Raw genomic sequence first — 19,524 nt, forward strand, 5'->3', positions numbered from 1 at the left:
ATTTATATTAAAGTTATTTAAAATTTACAAAAAAGTATTACTGATAACATAAAATTTCTATTTTAAGTAATACCTTAAAATGGTGTAAAAAATGAATGTTGTGATTCAAGAGTTGAGTAATGATTCTGAACAGATAAACAATGTTCAGGAATTTTTATTTACAATGATAAAAAAAGAGTTCGGATATGACTATGTTCCAGAATGGCATCAGGATATTGTCAATATGGAAGAGTATTATGTTGATCCAGAAAGAAATAATTTTTTTGCCGCATATCTTGAAGAAACCGGTGAAATCATAGCAACAATCGGCATAAGGGCTTATGATAAGGATTTTCCAGAGTTCAGGCATCTGTATTCAAAGGATACCACCTCAAGCATATGGAGGCTATTCGTTGACAGAAGGTGCAGACGTTGCGGTCTGGCTTCTAAAATGTTCAGCATTGCCGAAAATTTTGCAAACCAGGTAGACTATAATGACATTTATTTACATACCCACAAAAATCTGGATGGGGCTCTTGAATTCTGGACAAAAATGGGCTTTGTCGTTGTCTTGGATTCTGAAGACGAGCTTGAAACAGTTCATATGGACAAACAGATTCATGAATTGGAAATCAATCCTCAAGCGGCCGATTTTAGATATGCCGTAAAATTATAATCTTTTCAAATATTTTTGTGTGTGTGGACAGGCAAAAATGCATTTTCCGCATACTGTATCTGCTTTCCCCAAATTTTCCTCTGAAACTACCAGAGCATACTTTTCGCATTTCTTGTCATCGTAAAAATCGTTTCTTTTGAGTTTGTAATTCCAGTTCAATCCGCTTATTGCTCCTCCGAGACATGCGTTTTTACATTCTTCACATTTTCCGCATTTTGATTTGAGTATTGGTTTTCCAAAATCCAGTGGGGCATCGGTCAGAACTGATGATAATCTTAAAGCGGATCCGTATTTTAATGTTGTAAAAAGTGCGGATTTTCCAATCCATCCAAGGCCTGCACGGGTAGCTATTGTTTTGTGAGGCAATTCGAATGAATTGAATTCTCCAAAATCAGTCCCCAGTCTCTTTTTTGTTTGGGCATAGGCGTCATATCCCTCATCAATCAAAAATTCTTCGCATTTCATTCCGACTGCATCTAATCTTGAGTTTAAACTAATCAATTCTTCAAGATATTCTGGAGAAGGTGCATTTTTCATGGTCTTTATAATTCCTTTGGGATATGCTATAAAAAAAACAACTCCTGAGTTTAATCCGGGTCTTGGTGTAAAATCAGTGATATCGGCATACCCTACTTCACTAGCACCCTGTTTTAGTAAGAATTTTTTTAGTTTAAGAGATAGTGCCATATCGGAATATATACAGCTGATGTTATTTATATTTATTTTAAGTATTATTGTCAATTTGTATTTTTTATTTATGTATGTGCATTTTCTGTCTTAATTTTTTTATCATGTCTAAATTATATTACTTATTAAATATGACAATGTTCAGTATTTTATTTGAATGATTGTATAATTTTTTAGTCAAGTACACTTTAAGATGTAATAAAAATGTTTTTATATGTATTATTATAAAATAATAATTAATATTAAAATAAATAAATAAAGTATTACTAGTTGAGTATAATTTTCAATAAAAGTAATACTTCTATTTTAATATGTTGAATTTATAGACAAATGGTGAAAAGTTATGGATAAAAAAACAATGATGATTATAGGCGCTATTGCCGCAATTGCCATTGTCGCTATTGGTGCTTTTGCATTAATGGGTGGAACAACTGATGATGATCCTACCCATTTGACTGTAGCTGCACACAGTAACATGAAAGAACCAGAAGCAGGTTTCAACCCACTTACTGGTTGGGGATGCGGACACATGAACTATAATCCATTAGTACAAAGCTGTTTATTTAAAACAGATAAAAGTGGAGAAATTGTTCCAGATTTAGCTACTGACTATTCAATCAGCAGTGACGGAAAAACCTGGACTGTAAACGTAAGAGATGACGTTGTATTCTCAGACAATTCAACATTTGATGCTAATGACGTAGCATTCACATTTAACACTGCAAAAGATACTGAAACAGATTTAGACTTAACAAATCTTGAAAAAGTAGAAGCAGTAAATGACACTTGTGTTGAATTTACCTTAGTAGAACCAAGATCAACCTTTATTTATGATTTAAGATACGTCGGTATCGTACCGGAAGAGTATGATAACGCTACCTATGGTGAAAACCCAATCGGTACTGGACCATACGTATTAGATCACTGGGATAAAGGTCAACAAGCAATATTCAAAGTAAACGATAATTACTATGGTGATAAACCATACTTTACCCAAGTTACCATGTTATTCCCTGAAGAAGCAACCTGGTTAGAACTTGCTAAATCAGGTCAAGTTGATGTAGTACCAGTTGCAACTTCCGCATTAAACCAAACTGTTGACAATTATCAATTCGTTGAAAAATCAGCAGGTAGAGCTCAAGGTGTATCATTCCCTTACCTTGAAGATACTGGTGATGTAAGCCCTGGTGGATACAAAATAGGTAATAACGTAACTGCTGATAAAGCAATCAGAGAAGCATTAAACGTCGGTGTTGACCGTCAAAAAATGTGTGATGAAGTATTCGCTGGTCACGCTACTCCTGAGTACACAAGTACTGATACAAGAGACTACGCAAACCCTGACGCTAAAGTACAAGACGGCGATGTTGACGCAGCAAAAGAAATCTTGAAAGAAGGCGGTTGGACAGATACTGACGGTGACGGAATCGTAGAAAAAGATGGTGTAAAAGCATCATTCGATTTATACTACCCACCTGATTATCTCGACAGACAATCTCTAGCAACCGTATTCTCAGAACAAGCAAAAGATATCGGAATTGAAGTAAACCTCGTAGGTGCTGACTGGGATACAATCTATGCTAACATGTACAGCTCAGCTGCATTAATGCAACAAACTTCCCCAGACCCATATAAATCCATCTACCAACAATACCACAGTAAAGAGGCAGATGACTTCTATATGAACCCTGGTTTATATAACAATACTGATTCCGACAAGCTGATGGAAGACGCAATGCACTCAACCGATTTAAATGCTGCTAACACCTTATGGGCACAATCTGCTCTCGTTAACGGCGGAGGTTGGGGTCCTGCTGGAGATGCTCCATTTGCATGGCTTGTTAACTACAACTACAACTATTTCGTCAAAAACGATATAGATATGGGCGAACAACCTGACGGTTTAGGAAATGATTTCTTAATTAATATCTGTGATTGGACCAGAACCAATTCCACAGCTTAAATCATTTTCCTTTTTTATTTTTTTTAAAAATTTTCAAGGGGGTTCATTTCATTGAATAAACAAAAATTAGCAAAATATTTTGGATATAAATTAATCCGTTTTATATTATTAATGGTTGCTGTTGCAATATTCAGTTTTGTATTATTGGATTTATCCCCTATTGACCCAGTTAGTGCTTATCTAAAAGGTGCTGCAGTATCAGAAGCACAAAGACAAATCTTACAGCAATATTTCGGAACCAATGTTCCCCTACCAACTAAAATCTATCATTGGCTTTTGGATTTGATTCAAGGGAATTTGGGAACTTCCTTAATATATCGTGCTCCTGTTATGGATGTAATCATTGATAAATTCTCCGCTTCTGTGGTATTGATGGCGATTTCATGGATTTTAAGCGGTATTTTAGGTTTTATATTAGGAGTATTGGCTGGTAAGAATAAAGGATCATGGATTGATAAAGCAGTTAAGATTTACTGTTATGCAATTCAATCTGCTCCATCATTTTGGGTTGGAATGCTCGTTTTAATGGTATTTGCTGTTTATTTAGGGTGGTTCCCAATAGGATTCGGTGTTCCAATTGGTGTAAAAAGTACGGACGCTACGTTTATGGAATGGGCATCAAGGCTGGTCCTTCCTGCATTGACATTGAGTTTAGTTGGTCTAGCGCCGATTGCAATGTATACACGTAATGAGCTAATCCAAGTTTTATCTTCTGATTATGTATTGTTTGCAAAATCCAGAGGTGAAAAAGGTTGGGACCTGGTTAAAAATCACGGACTTAGAAATATATTACTGCCTGCAATCACATTGCAGTTCCTCTCATTCAGTGAATTGTTCGGTGGTGCGGTAATGGTAGAACAGGTATTTTCCTATCCGGGAATAGGTCAGACTGCAGTAGCAGCAGGTCTTCAGAATGACGTGCCGCTATTTTTAGGAATTGTTGTTATTAGTGCAATATTCGTATTTGTCGGTAACTTGCTTGCGGATATTTCTTATTATCTAATAGACCCAAGAATCAAGGAGAGTGAGTTCAATGATTAAAAATCCAAAAGCGGATGATAAAAAGCAATGGTTTATTTACTCTGCAAATCTCAGAACAAAAACTCTTGTAATCATAGCCATATCCATATTGGTTATTGTTTCCATATTCGTTTGCGGGTACTTTATAAGAGATATTCCATCAAATTTCGCTAGCGCTAATCAAATGCCTTCCTTGCAGCATCCTTTCGGTACTGATTGGATGGGAAGGGACATGTTTCAGCGTACAATTGCCGGACTTGGGTTAAGTATTATGGTAGGTTTTATCGCATCAGCGGTAAGTACTGTCATTTCCATTGTTTTAGGATTATTCTCAAGTTTCAATAAATTGGCAGATGAATGTGTTGCAGGAATCATTGACCTGTTTGGTTCAATTCCTCATATTCTCTTAATCATTCTTGTTTCCATCATGTTCGGTGGTGGAGTATATGGTGTTATCATGGGTGTGGGTTTAACTCACTGGACGCCGCTTGCAAGGGTTTTAAGGTCCGAGGTAAAGGAAATCAGGACCAAAGAATATATTCATTTAGCTCAAAATCTAGGTAAATCCAAAGTATGGATTGCACTCAAGCATATCTTGCCTTTAATTGTATCTCAAATTATTGTAGGGGTAATCTTAATGTTTCCTCATGCAATCATGCACGAAGCGGCAATTACTTTCTTAGGATTTGGTTTACCGCCTCACGAACCGGCTATTGGAGTAATCTTATCTGAGTCAATGCACTATTTATCTTCTGGATATTGGTGGTTGGCATTTTATCCGGGTGTAGCATTATTACTTGTAGTGCTGTTATTTGACCTTATTGGAGAAAATGTTGAAAAGTTACTCAATCCGGAAACTGCTCAAGAATAAGGGAAATTTTTAAAATTTCTCTATTTTTTTTATTTTTTTAAGGGATATTATGGACATTTATATTAGAGAGATTAACAATGATTTTGATGAAATTTGCGCTGTGAAGGATTTTTTATATGACCAGATTAAAAAGGAGTATGGGATAGGTCCGACTCCCGAGTTTCATTATGACATTGAGGAGATGGAAGAATATTATATCTTGCCTGAGAGAAACAATTTTTATGTTGCTTTTTGTGGGGATGAAATTGTTGCAACTGCCGGGATTAGGGCATATGATAAGGACTATGAGCTTTTTAGAGGCATCTACTCAGAAGATGATACTGCAAGCATTTGGAGATTGATGGTGGATAAGGAGTATAGGAGACATGGCCTTGCACGCAGATTGGTTAGTGAAATGGAAGAATTCGCTAAAAATGAAGGATATGACAGAATATATCTGCATACTCACAGATACCTTGAAGCCGCACCTGCATTCTGGAAATCCCTTGGTTATGAGATAACTGTTCAAGAAGACGACTATGATGAAACCGATCATATGGTAAAAAATCTATATTAATTTTAGGATTCAAATTCCTAAAAACTTATTTTATATTGTGCTTAATATTATATTGATGAAGCGAACAGCACTAAAGATTGGATATATAGGAACTAATTTTCACGGTTTTCAAAGACAACCCAATTTAAGGACAGTCGAAGAGGAATTAATATACCATTTGCGCAAACTTGGCTATATTGATGATTTGAAAAAGTCCAGATTCAGAATAGCCGGAAGGACCGATGCTGGAGTTCACAGTTTGGGCAATGTAATCAGCTTCCAGTCAGAAAAGGAAGTGCGAGTCAATGAAATCAACAATTCCCTTCCTGATGACATTCAGATTTTAGCCAGTGCTCCTGTTCGCTATGCTTTCAAGCCAAGATATGCTCAGATGAGACAGTATCGGTATATGCTGTTTCAGGATTTGGATATTGACAAGCTCAATGAGGTTGCAGAAATCTTCAAGGGAACCCATGACTTCACTAATTTTACCAAAAGATTTCAGAAGACTACAGTCAGAACAATTGATGATATTAAAGTCACAAAAGTGGATCTGGATGACTATCACAAGAGGGAATTCCCTAACCTTCATGATACAATCTCTCCGATATTCATTGACATTTATGGTGAATCGTTTTTATGGAATATGGTAAGGAAGATGATGAGGGTCTTTGTTGATGTAGCTATCGGGAAAATGGATTTGGATGAGGTTGAAAGACTATTGAATCCTGCTGAAGATGAGCCAAGGGCATATATCAAGGTCATGGAAGCAGAATATCTGATTTTAATGGATATTCAATATGACGGTATCAAATTCACCTATGACGATTATGCCTGCGAGAGGTTCAGGCGTGATTTGGTTGATTCTTTAAGCGATTTGCAAAAAAGGTATGCGATTCGTGAGTCAATGGTAAAGAGTTTGAATGATTTGTTATGAATATTTCTCTAAAACATTCATTTCAAACACAAATAACCTCGGGTATTTGTCTTGTTTTTTAGTAACATTTTTGAGTTTTGATTATGTGAAGCTGCCATTTCGTAGCACAATCAATTATTCACAAACTATTTCTGACACATTTAATAACTATTCTTTTGAATATATGAATATTTTTATGCTTTATTTTTAAACAATATTTAATAAATGCCTCTATTTTTTATTACAAGGTACATCAAAACTTCGAAAAATACATAGCGGAGGGGGGGGGTTCTAACATTCTCACGAAAAATAGTAAATTGTATAAAAATAAACTTATACACATAATAATATCAAAATATATTTTGGGGTAAAACAATGAATAAAAAGAAAATACTAATATTAATCATACTATCTATTTTCATTGTGGGTATGGTAATGGGAACTGCATCTGCAAGTCATACCTTTAAAGCAGGAAAATACAAAGGAACAATATCTGATAAACAATATAAGTCCTTACAAACTGCAAAAAAGAAAGGCAAAGCTAAATACATTACCGTAAAAACAAAACAATACAAAACAAAAAAAGTAGCCAAGTATAAGACTGTTAAAACAAAAAAATGGTTGTATAAGGATATTGAAGATGGGTATTATACTGATGATGGGGCATTCCATTCCGTAAAAAGTGCAGCCTATAAGAAATATCAAAAAGAAGGATGGACAGAATTCTCTTCATATTCAAAAACAGTTGATGGAAAAGAAAAGTCATTTACTAAATTTGGTAAAAAAATAACTACAACAAAGAAAGTTAAAAACGGTTATAAAAAGGTTAAAAAACCAATTTATATGACTGTAGCAACTGAAACATACAAAGGCAAATTCAGTGGGGATAGTGTTTGGTTTGGTCTTGATGGTGACTTCCCATTAGAATATAAAAGAATCTCTATTAAAGCAAAATCTCCTTTGAAAAAATATACAGGTCCAACTGCAATATAAGATGATGTTAATTGCCAGTAGTTTTTATTCTACTGATCTTTTTCTTTTTTTTATTTATATGGTCTGTTATATGTTTAAGGTGGTTATAATAGTCATAATTGGTGAATCTTACACTATCATCTAATATTCTAATCTTACTGTCTTTTGGGATTGTTGTATATACGCATTCTCTATCGTAAAATATTTGGAATTCTTTATCGCCTTCCCCTCGGTTGATTAGTTTAGTTAGGATATCATGTAATTCTATTATAGTTAATGAATTAGTCATACTTCTTTCTCCTGGAGGATTCATTATGTATTAATTGATTATTTAATCATTTTAAGTCTTTACATATGACCCATTAATTATTGCTTTCTGTTTGTGAAATTACAAGGTTAAAACAATGTAGTCATGAGAAGAAATAATCAGACATCAAAATATTTAATAATAATTTTTAACATAATTTATTATCATAATATTAATTTTTCTACAACTTGAAAGAAATGAAGTATAATACATTAAGAATAATATTCTCAAGGAGTTTATAAACAATGAAAATATGGGGTAAAGATATAAATTTAAAATTTTTTCTTTGGTTTTATTGTTTTAACGGTTTGATAATCATCGATATGATTTTAATTACTATTTCCCTGATTTTCCAAATTCCAGCAAATGTTGCCACAGATATCCAAAATTTTGATTTAATTGTTTGTATAATTCTTTTAGTAGAATATGCACTGAATTTATATTTATCGTCTCCCAAAAAAGATTTTATATTAGACCCTCTGAATATAGTGGGGTTAATTGCTTCTATACCTTTTGATATTATTTTATCTGCAATTATTCCACACACTATTGTTTTAAGATATCTCAGACTTTTTAAATTAACTAGAATATTTCTTTTATCAAGCAGATTAAAGTTTATTAAAGAGTTATTTGAAAAAACAGGGTTGCATAAGATTTTCGGAGGAATAATAATTACTATATTATTATTCACATTATTATTTGAGCATTTTGGTCCACATTTTGACTTTTTTAACTCTTTTTATTTTGTCATAGTTACATTGACTACAGTTGGATATGGAGACGTAACACCCAAGACCTATAATGAAAAAGTATTATCAATAATTTTAATCTTAATTGGAATATTCGTATTTTCCACAATTACTGCGATGATGTCTTCATTTTTTACTGACAATATATTAGAAGATGATGAGGAAGACATTAAAGATGAAATTAAGGAAGTTTTTGAAGAAAAATCTGAAAATATTATGAATGAGTTAAAAAATGTTCATGAGGAAAATAAGGGATTAAAAAATGAAATTAATGAACTAAAAGATGAAATTAATGAATTAAAAGACTTAATAAACAATAAATGAAGGATAAAATTTACTTTTATTAGAAATGGATAAATATAAAAAATATCTAAGGAAGATTACTATGGCATTATTTGATAGTGGAAATAACGAACAAAAGCAAAAAAAGAAACAAGCTGAAAAAATTTTAGATGAATTAGTTGGGGGCATGATGCCTACTCGTACTAGATTTAATTTTTTCGCTAGAATGAGTAGTAAAGGTGTCAAAGGAATACACCAAGAAAAAGTAAGGTCAAAGGTTTTAAAAACAATAAAAAATGAAGTTATAAATAATGAATTAGAACCTACAACTGAAGCAATTAATCAAAGAATTGATGAAATTCTTACTGAAAATGCAAGTCCTCAAATACTCGAAAAAAGGAAAAAAAATTATCAGGAATCTATGAATAAAAAATTAATCAAAAAAGGCGAAATTGAAGAAAAATTTGGAGTTGATTTAACAAATAAACAATGGTTTCAATGTTCTATTGAAGAAATAAAATACAGTACTTTCAGTAATCAAAGAGTTAGAAATATCGATACTGCATATGTAATAATTAATGAGGACAACTTTGAAATTATTAAGGAAAGTGTTTGGCTTAAATCAAATATGGGGACTCGTAAACTTTTTTTCTATAATCTAACTAGTTTAGATTATGATGCAAGAGGCAAATTGCACGCATCAAGTAGTGTTATAATTAATACAAAAGGTTCTGAACATGTACACTTAAAATTCGTAACTAGAGACAAATTTGAGTTAATGAATAATGCTTTTGAATCATATCTTGAAAAAACACATAGCCCACAACAAACCGCACCAATACAACAAAACATTTCAACAACATCTACTGCAGATGAATTACTCAAATATGCTGAATTATATGAAAAAGGACTATTGACTAAAGAAGAATTTGACATGAAAAAGGCAGAACTGCTTGGTACAAGTAGTAATGACATAATTGAAACAGGACCTATAGATGAGGAGTATTCTCTTAAGGAAGATTTCATAGAACAAAATGATATAATTCCAAATGATAAACCTAAATTCTGTGGATCATGTGGTACACCTATTGATGATGAAGATAGTAAATTCTGCACAAACTGTGGTGCAAAATTAATTTAAATTTGAATATTTGTAATTCATTGGAAAAAACGAAATAGGAATGGTATTTTATGTTGTAGTTATTAAAAATTAGAGAAATGAAAAAATAAAAAACCAACAACCCAATTGCCATTGGCTTTAAAAATTAATATGCAGTTGCATAATAAGAATATTTGCCCTTATAATATTCAACTCCACAATTCATTTTAGCAGTTCTCTTCAAAGTCACTTTATAATGAGAACCACACTTTTTACAGGATACAAACTGATAATTCTTACCATAGGGGGTGGCACCCGTTTTTTGAGCCTTTAAAAATTGTTTTTTAGTGACTTTCTCCAAAGAATCCTTTTTGACAAGTTTACTAACTTTAACATGCTTATAAGCACGAGTATTCTTCTTAGCAGACTTTTTTAATTTATTGACTTCTTTTGTACTCATCTTGTATTTATATCCTTTGTCTTTGAAAGTGTGGCTTGCAGATGCTGAACCGCATAACATGCCTACTATAAAGACAGACAATAATATTAACAAGATTATTTTCCTTTTATTATCCATAAATTAAAACCTCCAAACATTATTGGTTTTAAAATACCTTGTTAAAAGAGAATCTGTTGTCTAATATTAATAAACATTTCCATACATAAAAATAGTCAAATATCACCAAATTAATATTATGAAAATAAAAAAATTAATAGGAATCCAACTTAGCAGTAGGTGGAACAAATATAATAAAACCCTCACGGCCCCGAGTTAATAGAACCCTATAACTGTTTATTCTATAAATATTATTGTCGTTTGTAGCGAATGTTTTCAGTACAAATATTCAAAACCTATTTTTTGCAGCAGATTTTCAAAACAACTATAATCAAAGATAAATCCACCTTCCTTTTTCCGATTTTTGAGGACTTCATTTTTTCATTAATTTTTCCCAGAGGTTCCCTCATTTTCAAAATAATTATTAACTTATTTAAATAATATAGTAATTAGTGATATTATGAAAATAGCAACCATTCTAGGAACTCGGCCTGAAATTATCAAGATGGCCCCTATCATTGATGAAATCTCCAAAAGGAGTATCAGTCAAGTTGTTCTGCATACCGGACAGCATTATGATGAGGAAATGTCAGATGCTTTTTTTAAGGATTTGGAAATCCCAACTCCAGATTATAACATTCATGTCGGGTCCGGAACCCATGGAAAACAGACTGGATTGATGATGGAAGGTATAGAAGAGATTCTTTTAGATGAAAAACCCGATATCGTATTGGTTCAAGGAGATACTAATGCGGTTTTGGCTGGTGCATTGGTTGCTTCTAAATTGCATATTGCTGTTGGCCACGTTGAAGCTGGCCTTAGATCATTTGATTTGACAATGCCTGAAGAGATAAACCGGAAGGTAGCCGACATCTGCTCAGTGATGTATTTCATTCCAACTGAAGAATCTGCAATCAACCTTTTGGCTGAAGGTTTTTCACCAAAAAATTTAATTATCACAGGAAATACCGTTGTCGATGCTTGTTTTAGACATTTAAAAATAGCTCAAAAAAGAGGGTTTGAAGACAAATCCCTAAAAGAGTTGGATATTGAAAATATGGACAATATTTTGACTTTAACAATGCACAGGGCAGAAAATGTTGATAACAAGAAAAGGGTTACAAATATCATCGAAGCTTTAAAGGAATTGGATGATATGAATATTATTTTCCCGATTCATCCCAGAACCAAAAATACTCTTCAAAACTTTGGTTTATTCGATGAATTGAATGATTTAAGTCATGTTCACATTATAAAGCCTATAGGCTATCTTGATTTCCTGCTTTTAACTTCAAAATCAACATTGATTCTAACTGATTCTGGAGGTCTCCAGGAAGAAGCAATCACATTGAATGTTCCCGCATTGACATTGAGGTACAATACGGAAAGGCCCGAAACCGTTAGTGCCGGAGGGAATATTCTTGTAGGTTCTAATAAAGATATTATTTTGGATAATACACGTAAAATATTATCCGATAGGGATTTTGCAGACAAAATGAAGAATGCCGCAAACCCTTACGGTCAGGGCGATGCAGCAAAATTGACTGTTGATGCAATAGAAAAGTATTATGCTGATGGATTATTGGATATCAAGGCTCCAGAAGATATAATGACTTCATTTACAAGAAGAATGGCAAAAATAAATGAGGAAATCACTGTAAATGAATTTGAGATTAGGGAAAATGCCTTAATCCACATGGTATTTGATGGGGAGAAAATGATATTTCCAGCTGATGAATTAAACTTAAATGGTATGATGATTAGTTATGACAAACGAGAATGATTCAATTTTAGTATTTGAGTACTTCACTGCTTCCGGCGAAAAGGATAAATGCATTATTTCCGAAGCCGAAGCATTGATTTTTAGTCTTGTAGAAGATTTGAAAGATTATAATGTTGATTTGGTCATCAACAAGTCTTATGAGGATGTTGTAAAGGAATATGAAAATGTCAATGCTATCCTGATAGATGAAGACATCATCTCCTGGCTTGAAGAAAACGCTTCAGGGTTTACAAAGGCGATTTTCATTGCCGCTGAAAACAACAACAATCTCTACAATATAACTAAAATATTGGAAGAAAATAACGTTAAAACATATACATCTTCAGCTGAAGCTTGTTTAAAGTCTTCCGATAAGTATGAAACTTATGAAGCTCTTTCCAACATCGTTCCGCAGCCAAGGTCATTCAGGTTCAAGATAGATCCGAAGGGGTACTGGAAAAGGGCAATCGAAAACCTGCATGAAAAATGGCAGGCTGAAGACCCGTTAACACCATTAAAATTAATCATAAAGCCATTGGTTGGCGTTGACTGCGAAAATATCGTAATCATTGAAAACATCGAAGATTTAACCTTGGATTTGGATAAGATATTCGTTCCGGGTTCCAGAATAATCGTTCAGGAGTATATTGAAGGTGAAGATATCAGCGTTAGCCTAATATCCGACGGCAAAAAGGCCATTCCAATCAGTCTGAACAAGCAGTTTGTTGAACTTAAAGGGGACAAGGGAACCTACATGGGCGGAAAGTTGCCTTATGAAAGCGAATACAAGGATGAAGCATTTGAAATTGCAACAAAAGCCGTTGAAGCTATTGAAGGGCTTAAAGGATTTGTCGGTGTGGACTTATTGATTAATGCTGATGAAAAAGATATTTACTCAGTCTATCTTTTGGAAGTCAATTCCAGATTCACAACCCCATATGTCGGATTGAACAGGATTGCCAACATCAACATCGGAAAGACAATTGTTGAACTGCTCGATGGCGAAATTGATATTGACGATATTGACATTGCTCTGGATGGTGAAGTCGAGTTCAAGAAGTCCGGAGATTCAATGGTGATTAGGAGTTTATAAGATGAAGGTAGCTGGATTTGATATTGGAGGAGCGAATACCGATCTTGCGGTAATTGACTTTGACGGAGAGGAAATTAAAAATATCGAAGTCGATTTTGCTTATCTTCCGATGTGGAGCAATAATGATGATTTGTCAAGGGTTTTGGTTGAGCTAATAGAAAACATATGTCCGATTTCAGAAATTGATGCTGTCGGCATTTCAATGACTGCCGAGCTTGTCGATGCATATGACACTAAAAAGGATGGTGTTTTGGATGTCGTTAAGAAATGTGAAGAGACATTTGACTGCCCGATAGCTTATGTTGGAATTGATGGAATGCTTTCAAAAGATGAAATAGAGGAAACTCCGCTTAAGGCTGCGGCTGCAAACTGGATTGCAACAGTCCAGATTGCAACATTGATATCTGATAACTGCATTTTCATCGATACCGGAAGCACCACAACTGACATTATACCAATTAAAAATGGCAAGGAATGTGCAATCGGCAAATCTGACTTCGACAGATCCGCTACAGGCGAGCTGGTCTACACTGGAACTTTAAGGACCAATCTTGCAAGCTTTCTTGATAAGATAGAATTGAACGGAAAAGAATATAGGGTAGCATCTGAGCTGTTTGCACAAACCGCTGATGTTTACACAGTTTTAGACCTAATCAAACCTGAAGATTATGTATGTGACACCTTTGATGGCGAGTCCAAATCCAAAGTGGATTGCGCCAAAAGGATAGCCCGTGTCGTATGTGCCGATTTGGAGATATTGTCAATGGATGATATCATTGAAATGTCCAAGTTCATTCACGAAAAGCAGGTTGCCCAAATTGCTGATGGCCTAAAGCAGGTTGTCGAAACCCAAGACTTGGATTTGATTGTAGTAACTGGTCTTGGAAAGGATATTTTAGACAAGCCAGCGGCGGAATCCTTAGGTCTGGAAGTCAAGTCCATGGGCGATATCCTGACTGATGAGGAATGTGTTGTAGCGCCGGCCGTTGGAACCGCAATAATGATGAACAAATATTTGAATTAAGAGAATTATTCTCTTAAAACTTTTTTTTAAAAATTAGTACCACACGTCTTTCAAACCAAGCAGATAAGCGCCGACATTTGTTAAGAAGTGGAATGCTAAAGTCAAAACAATAGCTATTACAACAAATAATAAATTAAGTTCCACAACAAATGAAACCAGAATCAATGCAACGATTATAAAATCAAGCTGATCCAAAACAGGAGCGGGGTTTCCCCTTCCGATTCCAAGCCTTCTTTTCAGAAAACTACCTATTGCATCTCCTAGAAGGGCTCCAAAACCAAGTAAAAAACCAACAAGCATCCCTTCAGGAAGGTTTGTAACAATTGGAGTGGTAATGTATTGGCCGAATGTCTGAATAACATAGGGGGCAATAATTCCCTGAATAGCACCGGTTATTGTTCCGACGACGGTTCCTGCAATAAATCCTCTCCAGGTGACTCCGTCGCCAATCCAGCGAACGCCTTTACTGTCGGATTTTCCAAAATCGAGTGGCAGACCTCCTCCGAAAACCAGTCCGCTGCCGTTTGAAAAGTATGCTGGAAGTATGAAATATAATGTTGAAACACATGCAATCAGCAACATTTGGAAATTAATCATAGTTTTTCTCCATTTTAATTTATTTTTTTATAATAATAATTATTGTCAAACTATTATATATTAATTAAGTTTAAATATTAAATTAGTTTAAATATATAATAGTTTATAATAGTAATACTAATAATTTAACATTTGTTAGTTAAGGTGATTTTTTGAAAATTAAGGATACAAAAAGCTTATGTCCGGAGTGTGGCAAACCTCTTGATGCGGAAGTTTATGATGAGGACGGCAAGGTCTTCATCAAAAAAACCTGTGATGAGCATGGGGAATTTGTCAATACTTATTGGGGCAGTGAAGATTTATACAATAGGGCAGAAAAATTTGCACCATCATTGTTGCCTGTAGAAAACCCTTGCGTTGAGGATACTGCATCATGCCCAAGCAACTGCGGGTTATGCTCAAAACACGAAACCTCAACAGTTTTAGGATTAATCGATGTAACTAATAGGTGTAACTTGAAATGTCCGGTTTGTTTTGCAAATGCTGCGGCAGCAGGATATCTGTATGAACCTACTAAAGAAGAGATAAGGCAAATGCTTAGGAATTTGAGAAGTCTAAAGCCTAACCCTTGTCCTGCTATTCAATATGCCGGCGGTGAACCTACAGTCAGAAAGGATATTATAGAACTTATTGAAATGGCTAAGGAAGAAGGATTCTCCCATATCCAAATGGCTACAAATGGTTTAAGATTGGCTAGAAAAGAAGATCTTGCAAAAGAATTTAAGGATGCAGGATTAAATACAATCTATTTATCATTTGAAGGTGTTACTTCAGAGCCATATATCAAGAACAAAGGAAAAGACTTGCTTGATATAAAATTGAAAGCTATTGAAAACTGTAGAAAAGCGGATTTGGGTGTAGTTCTTGTTCCAACATTGATTAAGGGAGTCAACGATGATCAAGTTGGCGAGATTATCAAGTTCGCATTTGACAATGCAGACATTATTTATGGAGTTAATTTCCAGCCGGTTTCCTTTTCAGGAAGAACCCCTGCCGATGAGGTTGAAACTCAAAGAATCACAATTCCAGATTTCATCAATATTATTGATGAGGAAACTGACGGTCAGGTTACAAGCGATGCATTTTACCCACCTTCTGCAGTTGAACCAATTGCAAGGTTCATCAGTGCTTTAGATGGTAGTGAAATACCTTATGTAACCTTAAATTGCCATCAGCACTGTGGTGTAGGAACTTACATATTTAGAGAAAAAACTGAAGGCCCGGGCAAAGATAGATTAGTACCAATAACTGACATTATCGATGTTGAAGACTTATTTGAAAAGCTTGATGAATATGCCGATAAACTTATTGAAGGAAAATTCGGCGCTAGAAAGAAAGTTTTAGCCAGTGCAGCTAAAAGGCTTCCAAGAATGGTTCATCCAAGCAAAGCTCCTGAAAACTTAGACCTTGTAAAGATTTTCTTAAATTTATTTAAGAAAAGGTCTTATCAGGCTTTAGGAGAATTTTCTAAAGATGCTATGCTTATTTCATGCATGCACTTCATGGATCCATTCAACTTTGATGAAGACAGAGTTAAAAAATGTGTTATTCACTATGCAACACCGGACGGCAGGATTATCCCATTCTGTACCATGAACTCTATGTATCGTGAAGGAGTAGAACAAGAATTTTCAACACCATTGAAACAAAAGAAATAGATTAATTTTAAAATCACCTTACTTATTTTGTATTTGGGTCATCCCAAATACTCATTTTTTTCAAAATCAATTTTATAGTGATATAAATGGATATTATTAAAGGAAAAACATGGACTTTTGGAGAAAACATTGACACTGATGTCATTATTCCAGGAAGATATTTAAGAACATTCAATCCTCAAGACTTGGCGGACCATGTATTGGAGGGAGAACGTCCTGACTTTACTAAAAATGTTCAGAAAGGAGACATTATTGTCGCTGATGAAAACTTCGGTTGCGGTTCATCAAGAGAGCAAGCGCCGGTAGCCATCAAGACTGCAGGTGTAGATGCAATCATTGCCAAATCATTTGCAAGAATCTTTTACAGAAATGCAATCAATATAGGCCTGCCTGTTATTGTCAGCGATATTGAAGCAAAAGATGGGGATGTCATCAGCATTGATTTGTCAAAAGGAATTTTAGTCAACGAGACTACTGGTGAATCCAAGACTTTTGAACCGTTTAAGGAGTTCATGTTGAATATTTTGGAAGACGGCGGTTTAGTAAACCATTATTTGAAAGATGATTAGGAGGCATGAAAATGGAGTGTCCGATTTGCGGTTCTGACGAACTTGAAATTTTGAATTCAAAAGATAAGTCCTCTAAGAAAAAATTCATTGAGGAATATTTGTTGAAATGTGATGAATGCGGTCATGTTTTTAAGGATGTCATATCAGCAAAAAAACCTAAACCTTATAGATTAATCATTTCAGAGCAGGATAAATCTCATAAAACCACAATTGATTTATCTCCAAGTGATGAGCTTAAATGCGGTGATATCTTACTTTCTGATTTAGGTCAAGTTGAGGTAACAGGCATTGAAATTAAGGATAAAAGAGTAACACAAGCAAAATTAGAAGATGTAAATACAATTTGGGCTTCATCTATTGAAATTCCGGCACGCATCGGTTTTTCTGTTGATTTGCATGGTGAAGTCGATTCATATAAATTAGATTTGGAGCGGGATTTCGAAATAGCTCCTGGAGATATTGTAAAAATCGACAAACATATTGTAAAGGTTCATGTCATAAAAACCCAAGATAGGAAGTTAACTTCAGGATTTGCAAAGGCAGGAGTAATTAAAAGAGTATACTCAAAGCCGGTCAAATTCAATAATTATGATTATGACTTGACTAAAGACATCGTTAAAAAAACCTCATAGAGTGAAACTAATGAAAGTATATATTGAATCTTATGGATGCACCTTTAACAAGGCTGATGGACAGATAATTGCGGGTAATCTAAAAGAGAATGAAATAGATATTGTTGAGTCTATAGAAGAAGCGGACGTTGTTATTGTAAATACCTGTTATGTTAAGTTACCTACTGAAAATAAGGTCACCTATAGAATCCAAAAGCTTCAAAAGGACTATCCGGATAAAAAAATCATCATCGGAGGATGCATGGTTGAAATTGATCCTGAAAAGCTTGATAAGGTCGGACCTGACTGTTCCTGGATTGGCCCTCACCAATTGAATAAGGCAGCTGACGTTGTGAGCGGCGCCTATTGTGGTGAAGTCATTCGCGAATGCGGATTTTCTAAGGAACCTAAAGTAGGAGTTCCTAAAGTGGTTGATGATAGTTTAATCCATATTATTCAGATTTGTGAAGGTTGTTTGGGCGCATGCACATTCTGCTGCACTCGTTTTGCTCGCGGACCATTAAATAGCTATCCGATTGCAGACATTAAAGCCGAAGCTAAAAAAGCTATTGAAAATGGGGCCTGCGAAATTCAGCTTACAGCTCAAGACACTGCTGCTTTCGGCCGGGATAGTGGTGAGAAACTATCAGATTTAATTAAAGAAGTGGCTAATTTAGAAGGAGATTTCCGTGTCCGTGTTGGAATGATGCATCCTAAAAACATTTTAAATGATGTTGATGAAATAATCGATGCAATGAAACATCCGAAGGTATATAATTTCATACATTTACCGGTTCAATCCGGAAGTGATAAAGTTTTATCCGATATGAGGCGGGGTCATAATATAAGCCAATACCTGGATATTGTCTCAAAATTCAAAAATGAAATTCCAGACATTACCTTGGCGGTGGACATTATTGTTGGATATCCCACTGAAAATGATGACGATTTTGATTTAACTGTAAAATTGCTTGAAGATGTTAAGCCGAGTTTAATTCATTTGTCAAAATATCAACATAGAAAAGGTGCAATATCATCTTCACTTCGTGAAGTTCCACCTGAAATAATGAAAAAAAGATCAAAATTTTTGTCTGAAATTAAATCAAAAATAACAGAAGATGAGAACCAGGATCTTGTTGGTTCCATTCAAAAGGTTTTGGTTGTTGAAGTAGGTTCTAAAGGAGGATTTATTGCAAAAACTGATTCCTATATTCCAGTAATTATTGAAGATGTTGAGTTAGGAACATTTGTTAAAGTAAAAATAACCGAAGCGACCGCCACATACCTTAAAAGCGAATTATTGGAAAAATAATTTTTATTTTTTGTATGTATTCTTATTTTCATATGATTGTTAATTTGTATCCCTTAATCTCATATAATTCTTATATTTTTTTCCAAATTTGGAAAGCATATACAATGAGTTGATATGTTAAAATATGGGGGAATAATAGGCATTTTTACCGATACCTTTATATACTATTGCATACTATCTTTTAATTGGAGGTGTCAAAATGAGTGAATTACCAATCGCACCAGTCGGTCGTATCTTAAAAAATGCTGGCGCACAAAGAATTAGTGATGATGCAAAAATTGCATTA

The 19,524-nt window shown here is 34.4% G+C and carries 22 protein-coding genes; 17 read left to right on the forward strand and 5 right to left on the reverse strand.

What is annotated here, in order from left to right:
• The first annotated feature begins 91 nt into the window (after window positions 1–91).
• Window positions 92–655 carry a GNAT family N-acetyltransferase gene (locus ACJROP_RS02710; protein ID WP_406533963.1) on the forward strand — a complete coding sequence of 188 codons (564 nt, stop codon included), beginning with the start codon at window positions 92–94 and terminating at the stop codon, window positions 653–655.
• Here ACJROP_RS02710 and ACJROP_RS02715 read toward each other — a convergent pair.
• Window positions 650–1,342 (reverse strand): 4Fe-4S double cluster binding domain-containing protein, encoded by a 693-nt coding sequence (locus tag ACJROP_RS02715; RefSeq protein ID WP_406533964.1) that lies wholly within the window; start codon window positions 1,340–1,342, stop codon window positions 650–652. The genes ACJROP_RS02710 and ACJROP_RS02715 overlap by 6 nt on opposite strands.
• 343 nt (window positions 1,343–1,685) lie before the next feature.
• Between ACJROP_RS02715 and ACJROP_RS02720 the strand changes: the two genes are divergently transcribed.
• From ACJROP_RS02720 to ACJROP_RS02745, 6 genes are all read left to right on the forward strand, one after another.
• Window positions 1,686–3,305 (forward strand): ABC transporter substrate-binding protein, encoded by a 1,620-nt coding sequence (locus ACJROP_RS02720; protein ID WP_406533965.1) that lies wholly within the window; start codon window positions 1,686–1,688, stop codon window positions 3,303–3,305.
• A 111-nt stretch (window positions 3,306–3,416) separates the two neighbouring features.
• Window positions 3,417–4,346: an ABC transporter permease gene (locus ACJROP_RS02725; protein ID WP_406533983.1), complete on the forward strand. Its 930-nt coding sequence runs from the start codon at window positions 3,417–3,419 to the stop codon at window positions 4,344–4,346.
• A complete protein-coding gene (locus ACJROP_RS02730; protein ID WP_406533966.1) occupies window positions 4,339–5,196 on the forward strand; it encodes an ABC transporter permease in 858 nt (285 codons plus the stop codon). Before ACJROP_RS02725 ends, ACJROP_RS02730 begins: the two co-directional genes overlap by 8 nt.
• A 49-nt stretch (window positions 5,197–5,245) precedes the next feature.
• Entirely contained in the window at window positions 5,246–5,752 is a 507-nt protein-coding gene (locus ACJROP_RS02735) for a GNAT family N-acetyltransferase (RefSeq protein WP_406533967.1), read from the forward strand.
• 55 nt (window positions 5,753–5,807) lie between these two features.
• Window positions 5,808–6,668 carry a tRNA pseudouridine(38-40) synthase TruA gene (gene truA / locus ACJROP_RS02740; RefSeq protein ID WP_406533968.1) on the forward strand — a complete coding sequence of 287 codons (861 nt, stop codon included), beginning with the start codon at window positions 5,808–5,810 and terminating at the stop codon, window positions 6,666–6,668.
• A gap of 354 nt (window positions 6,669–7,022) precedes the next feature.
• On the forward strand, window positions 7,023–7,640 hold the full coding sequence (locus tag ACJROP_RS02745) for a hypothetical protein (RefSeq protein ID WP_406533969.1): 618 nt from the start codon (window positions 7,023–7,025) through the stop codon (window positions 7,638–7,640).
• Between the two features lie 7 nt (window positions 7,641–7,647).
• Here ACJROP_RS02745 and ACJROP_RS02750 read toward each other — a convergent pair whose 3' ends face one another.
• Window positions 7,648–7,908, reverse strand: coding sequence for a hypothetical protein (locus ACJROP_RS02750; protein ID WP_406533970.1), 261 nt, complete (start codon window positions 7,906–7,908; stop codon window positions 7,648–7,650).
• 263 nt (window positions 7,909–8,171) lie between these two features.
• On the opposite strand from ACJROP_RS02750, the gene ACJROP_RS02755 reads away from it, so the two are divergent.
• The gene (locus ACJROP_RS02755; protein ID WP_406533971.1) at window positions 8,172–8,999 is read left to right on the forward strand and encodes an ion transporter; all 828 of its coding nucleotides are present in this window, start codon (window positions 8,172–8,174) and stop codon (window positions 8,997–8,999) included.
• 61 nt (window positions 9,000–9,060) lie between these two features.
• Entirely contained in the window at window positions 9,061–10,098 is a 1,038-nt protein-coding gene (locus ACJROP_RS02760; protein ID WP_406533972.1) for an SHOCT domain-containing protein, read from the forward strand.
• Window positions 10,099–10,222: 124 nt separating this feature from the next.
• Here the strand turns inward: ACJROP_RS02760 and ACJROP_RS02765 are convergent, their stop codons facing one another.
• Together ACJROP_RS02765 and ACJROP_RS02770 are read right to left on the reverse strand one after the other, a co-directional pair.
• Window positions 10,223–10,633, reverse strand: a complete 411-nt coding sequence (locus ACJROP_RS02765; RefSeq protein ID WP_406533973.1) for a hypothetical protein — start codon at window positions 10,631–10,633, stop codon at window positions 10,223–10,225.
• Between the two features lie 133 nt (window positions 10,634–10,766).
• Window positions 10,767–10,901 carry a DNA/RNA helicase domain-containing protein gene (locus tag ACJROP_RS02770; RefSeq protein WP_406533984.1) on the reverse strand — a complete coding sequence of 45 codons (135 nt, stop codon included), beginning with the start codon at window positions 10,899–10,901 and terminating at the stop codon, window positions 10,767–10,769.
• A 171-nt stretch (window positions 10,902–11,072) separates the two neighbouring features.
• Here ACJROP_RS02770 and wecB point away from each other — a divergent pair, with 171 nt between their 5' ends.
• The 3 genes from wecB to ACJROP_RS02785 are packed head-to-tail and all read left to right on the forward strand — an operon-like array spanning window position 11,073 to window position 14,491.
• Window positions 11,073–12,395, forward strand: a complete 1,323-nt coding sequence (wecB, locus tag ACJROP_RS02775; RefSeq protein WP_406533974.1) for a non-hydrolyzing UDP-N-acetylglucosamine 2-epimerase — start codon at window positions 11,073–11,075, stop codon at window positions 12,393–12,395.
• Window positions 12,379–13,467 (forward strand): ATP-grasp domain-containing protein, encoded by a 1,089-nt coding sequence (locus tag ACJROP_RS02780; protein WP_406533975.1) that lies wholly within the window; start codon window positions 12,379–12,381, stop codon window positions 13,465–13,467. The genes wecB and ACJROP_RS02780 overlap by 17 nt, the downstream gene beginning before the upstream one ends.
• Window position 13,468: 1 nt before the next feature.
• Window positions 13,469–14,491, forward strand: coding sequence for a hydantoinase/oxoprolinase family protein (locus ACJROP_RS02785; protein ID WP_406533976.1), 1,023 nt, complete (start codon window positions 13,469–13,471; stop codon window positions 14,489–14,491).
• 33 nt (window positions 14,492–14,524) lie between these two features.
• Here the strand turns inward: ACJROP_RS02785 and ACJROP_RS02790 are convergent, their stop codons facing one another.
• On the reverse strand, window positions 14,525–15,088 hold the full coding sequence (locus tag ACJROP_RS02790) for a CDP-2,3-bis-(O-geranylgeranyl)-sn-glycerol synthase (protein ID WP_406533977.1): 564 nt from the start codon (window positions 15,086–15,088) through the stop codon (window positions 14,525–14,527).
• Between the two features lie 152 nt (window positions 15,089–15,240).
• Between ACJROP_RS02790 and tes the strand changes: the two genes are divergently transcribed.
• From tes to ACJROP_RS02815, 5 genes are all read left to right on the forward strand, one after another.
• Complete coding sequence (tes, locus tag ACJROP_RS02795) at window positions 15,241–16,746, forward strand: tetraether lipid synthase Tes (protein WP_406533978.1); 1,506 nt, start codon at window positions 15,241–15,243, stop codon at window positions 16,744–16,746.
• An 86-nt stretch (window positions 16,747–16,832) separates the two neighbouring features.
• Complete coding sequence (gene hacB, locus ACJROP_RS02800) at window positions 16,833–17,315, forward strand: homoaconitase small subunit (protein WP_406533979.1); 483 nt, start codon at window positions 16,833–16,835, stop codon at window positions 17,313–17,315.
• An 11-nt stretch (window positions 17,316–17,326) separates the two neighbouring features.
• Entirely contained in the window at window positions 17,327–17,947 is a 621-nt protein-coding gene (locus ACJROP_RS02805) for an HVO_0476 family zinc finger protein (protein ID WP_406533980.1), read from the forward strand.
• 10 nt (window positions 17,948–17,957) lie between these two features.
• Window positions 17,958–19,238 (forward strand): tRNA (N(6)-L-threonylcarbamoyladenosine(37)-C(2))-methylthiotransferase, encoded by a 1,281-nt coding sequence (locus tag ACJROP_RS02810; protein WP_406533981.1) that lies wholly within the window; start codon window positions 17,958–17,960, stop codon window positions 19,236–19,238.
• A 199-nt stretch (window positions 19,239–19,437) separates the two neighbouring features.
• Window positions 19,438–19,524: histone-like protein (locus ACJROP_RS02815; protein WP_406533985.1), on the forward strand; the 87-nt coding region annotated here is incomplete at its 3' end.

It is taken from the genome of Methanobrevibacter sp., assembly GCF_045220775.1.
Lineage (GTDB): Archaea > Methanobacteriota > Methanobacteria > Methanobacteriales > Methanobacteriaceae > Methanocatella.